This window comes from Actinokineospora sp. (assembly GCF_050699995.1).
Taxonomy (GTDB): domain Bacteria; phylum Actinomycetota; class Actinomycetes; order Mycobacteriales; family Pseudonocardiaceae; genus Actinokineospora.
This window is the reverse complement of sequence record NZ_JBOHGC010000403.1, coordinates 1-3,588: the sequence shown is the minus strand read 5'-3', so window position 1 is coordinate 3,588 and position 3,588 is coordinate 1. Positions and strand designations below refer to the sequence as shown.

Here is a 3,588-nt window from a genome sequence, read left to right as displayed (position 1 = left end):
AGATCCGCGATCGCGACCAGCGTGGCATCCTGCACGACGTCTTCGACCTCCGGCCCCGCGCTCAGCACCGAGGCCGCAACCGCGTGCATCGCCGCACGGTGGCGCATCAGCAGGACCGCGAGCGACTGCGCGTCACCATGACGCGCCGCCAGGACCAGATCGCCGTCGGACGGCTCCATATCCTCAACAGTGGCAGGTCACCACACCGCATGGGCAATGCCCAGCCCACACGTCATGGAACCGTCATCTGCGCCCAGACTGTGGATGTCAGGAACCGTGTGGGACGACCAGGCCGGACTCGTAGGCGAAGACCACGAGTTGGGCGCGGTCGCGGGCGTGGAGTTTGACCATGGCCCGGTTGACGTGGGTCTTCGCGGTCAGCGGGCTGATCACCATGCGGTCGGCGATCTCGTCGTTGGACAGGCCGCGGGCGACCAGGGTGACGGCTTCGCTTTCGCGGTTGGTCAGGTCCGTCAGGCCCGGGTGGGGGCCGGTGTCGAGCGGTTGGGTGACGTACCGGTCGATGAGTTTGCGGGTGATCGACGGTGCGAGCAGGGCGTCGCCGCGGGCCGCCACGCGGACGGCGTGGAGGAAGTCTTCCGGCTCTATGTCCTTGACGAGGAATCCCGCCGCGCCCGCGCGTAGGGCGTTGAAGACGTATTCGTCCAGGCCGTAGTTGGTCAGGATGACCACGTGCACCTCGGCCAGGGCCGGGTCCGCGGCGATGCGGCGGGTCGCCTCGATGCCGTCGACCAAGGGCATCTGGATGTCGATGAGCGCGATGTCGGGCAGGTGCCGCCTGGCCAGCTCCACGCCCTCGCCGCCGTTGGCGGCCTCGGCGACCACCTCGATGTCGTCCTCGATGTCAAGCAGCGCACGGAATCCGCTGCGGATGAGTGGCTGGTCGTCGACCAGCAGGACCCGGATCACGTTCGGGCCACCGGAAGTTCGGCCTGGACGGTGAAGCCGCCCTCACCGCGCGGCGCCGCCCGCAGGTGGCCGCCGAGGGCGGTGACCCGCTCGCGCATCCCGAGCAGGCCGACGCCGGGCACCGGCGCGGTGTCAGTGGTTGCCTTGCCGTCGTCGTCGACCTGGATGACCAGGGCGTCCGGCCGGTAGTCGATCCTGACCGACGCGGTGGCGGCGACGGCGTGCCGGGAGATGTTGGTCAGCGACTCCTGGACGATCCGGTACGCCGTCCGTTCCACCGCGGCGGGCAGGTCGTCCCGGTGTCCTTCGATCGTCAGCGTCGCGTCCAGGCCGGTCGTGCGCGCCCGCTGCACCAGGTTCGGGACGTCGGCGAGCCCGTGCGGTGGGTGCTTGTCGTCGTCGCGCAGGGCTTCCAGGGTGGCGCGCAGTTCCCTAGCGGCCTCACGCCCGGCGTCCCGGATCGCCAGCAGGGACTCAGGCACCTGTTCGCCCCGTTTGCGGGCCAGGTGGACGGCGACTTCGGCCTGCACCTTGATGACGGAGATCTGGTGCGTGAGCGAATCGTGCAGCTCACGCGCTATGTGGAGCCGCTCCTCGTCGGCGCGGCGGCGCGCGGTCTCTTCGCGGGTGCGTTCGGCCTCGTCGGCGCGGCGCTCGGCCTGCCGCAGCGCTTCCCCGGCCGCGCCGGCGGCGATCAGCCAGGCGATTTCGAGGACGTTGCGGGACTGGGTGAACGCCTCACCCAGCTGCCAGCCGTGGGGAGCGGCCAGGATCGCGAGCGGGAGCGCGGCCAGCATGACCACGGACCCCACCACGGTGACAAGCCGGTGTCCCGCCCGGACCGAGGCATACACGGCGAACAGATACGCGACGACCGGCACATCGAACCCGATCACCTGATAGCCCAACGCGCACAACCCGGTCACGGCCAGCACGACGACCGGAGCCCACCTGCGCGCCGCCAGCGCCAGACCACCACCCGCCAGCAACGCGTAGCCAAGCGGGTCGAGGGCCGTCGCGGGGAGGTCCCTGGACAGCCCGGCTACCACCAGGGTCGCCGCCACGCCGATGGCGATACCCCAGTCTCCGAGACTGATCCGGCCCCTGGTCATAAGTGGACAGTAGCCCGACACCCACGCGGTCGACTCCCACCAACAGATGATCTGCGACTACCGCGAACGCGGTACTCCCGCGATTTCTGCGGCATCCGCGGCAGCGCGAAGTGTCTGCGCGAGCACGACGACCGGTGGCCGGCCCGCGGCCATGATCAGCGATGTCCAGTTCGTCGGAGAAGAAGGAGCACACCATGTTCATCCGTCACCTGCTTGCCGTGCAGCCCGACGCTGTCAGTTCCTACGCCTTGACCGGGGGGCGTTTCTGGTCCCTGGTCGGTGTGGCGCTGGGGCTGGTGGGAGTGGTCGTCGGTGGGATAGCCCTCTCCCGGAGTGGGGGTGGGAAGGCCCTCGTCGCGTTGGTGCTGGGGTTGGCAGGCGCGGTCGTCGGCGGGCTGGTCGTGGCCGCCGCCGACGGCGGGCCCGGCACGGGTGGTGGCATCGTCGGGGGTTTCGTTGCGCTGGTGGTGGGACTGGTCGGCGCGGGCCTCGGTTGGCTGGCTCGGGCCCGTGGCCTACGCGGTCCGAAGGTTCGCGAGACGCTCGGGTGACCAGGCGGCCGGGGGCAAGGTCAGCGTGCCGCCTGCGGGGTTCTTGGAATCACGGACACGGACTGTCGAGGAGTAAGCAACTTCGACACAGTCACCGGCGTGGTCGCTGAAGCTGGATTTCCGCCACACTCCGTGCATCCTGTTTCATCCCCGCTCGTGATCGGCCGCCATCCTGGCCAGAAACTCCACCGAATCGGCGGAATCCAAGGCCACTCTCATCAGCCTACCGGCCGTTTCCACGTAGCGGTCCGTGTCGACGGGCGCGTCCGGGAAGCCGGACGCGTTGCCGTTCTCCACGTAAATGAGGCAGGGCAGCGTGGGGAACTCAAGTATCGAGAAGCTGGATGACAGTTCGTAATAGCCGTGGCGGAACGGGATCACGTGAATGGTGATGTTGGGCTGGTTCGCCATGTCGATCAGCCAACGGATCTGCGTGGCCATGGCCGCCGATCCACCGATCGGCCTGCGAAGCACCGCTTCGTCCAGGATCAGCCGGTAGCGCGGTCGGACTGGCTTGAACAGCACCTTTTGCCGCTCAAGTCGGTGCGAGACCCTGCGTTCCACCTCCTCGGCATCGAATGGTCCGGCCCCGATGACCGCTCGGGCATAGTCGGCGGTCTGCAGAAAACCGGGGATCAGAATCGATGAGTAGTGGATGAAGGACTGAGCTTCCCCCCGTTTGACGGACACCTGGCCTGAGGTGGCCTCGGTCACCTGGAAGGATGTCCCGATGCCTGCGCCTCATCCGCCCGAGTTCCGTATGCGAGCGATCGCTGAGGCCCGCAAGGGCGACAAGCCGGTCTCGCAGATCGCCGCCGAGCTGCGAATCAGTGACTCGTGCCTGAGGAACTGGTTGGCGGCCGACGACGTCGAGAATGGCGCTAAACCGGGCCTGGCACCGGCGGAGAAGAAAGAACTCGCCGAGCTTCGTAAACGAGTTCGGCAATTGGAGATCGAACACGAGATCCTCAAGCGCGCGGCAGCGTTGTTCGCCC

The 3,588-nt window shown here is 68.1% G+C and carries 6 protein-coding genes; 2 read left to right on the top strand and 4 right to left on the bottom strand.

Annotated features, from left to right (window positions below):
* Positions 1 to 267: 267 nt before the first annotated feature.
* Together ACRDSQ_RS20070 and ACRDSQ_RS20065 are read right to left on the bottom strand one after the other, a co-directional pair.
* A complete protein-coding gene (locus ACRDSQ_RS20070) occupies positions 268 to 930 on the bottom strand; it encodes a response regulator (RefSeq protein WP_431423171.1) in 663 nt (220 codons plus the stop codon).
* Complete coding sequence (locus tag ACRDSQ_RS20065) at positions 927 to 2,042, bottom strand: sensor histidine kinase (protein ID WP_431423169.1); 1,116 nt, start codon at positions 2,040 to 2,042, stop codon at positions 927 to 929. The genes ACRDSQ_RS20070 and ACRDSQ_RS20065 overlap by 4 nt, the downstream gene beginning before the upstream one ends.
* 194 nt (positions 2,043 to 2,236) lie before the next feature.
* On the opposite strand from ACRDSQ_RS20065, the gene ACRDSQ_RS20060 reads away from it, so the two are divergent.
* Complete coding sequence (locus tag ACRDSQ_RS20060) at positions 2,237 to 2,593, top strand: DUF6223 family protein (protein ID WP_431423167.1); 357 nt, start codon at positions 2,237 to 2,239, stop codon at positions 2,591 to 2,593.
* Here the strand turns inward: ACRDSQ_RS20060 and ACRDSQ_RS20055 are convergent.
* Together ACRDSQ_RS20055 and ACRDSQ_RS20050 are read right to left on the bottom strand one after the other, a co-directional pair.
* Positions 2,558 to 2,731: a DUF397 domain-containing protein gene (locus ACRDSQ_RS20055; RefSeq protein WP_431423165.1), complete on the bottom strand. Its 174-nt coding sequence runs from the start codon at positions 2,729 to 2,731 to the stop codon at positions 2,558 to 2,560. The genes ACRDSQ_RS20060 and ACRDSQ_RS20055 overlap by 36 nt on opposite strands.
* A 6-nt stretch (positions 2,732 to 2,737) precedes the next feature.
* Positions 2,738 to 3,307, bottom strand: coding sequence for a DUF5753 domain-containing protein (locus ACRDSQ_RS20050; RefSeq protein ID WP_431423163.1), 570 nt, complete (start codon positions 3,305 to 3,307; stop codon positions 2,738 to 2,740).
* On the opposite strand from ACRDSQ_RS20050, the gene ACRDSQ_RS20045 reads away from it, so the two are divergent.
* Positions 3,294 to 3,588: transposase (locus ACRDSQ_RS20045; RefSeq protein WP_431423162.1), on the top strand; the 295-nt coding region annotated here is incomplete at its 3' end. The two genes, ACRDSQ_RS20050 and ACRDSQ_RS20045, sit on opposite strands and share 14 nt — an antisense overlap.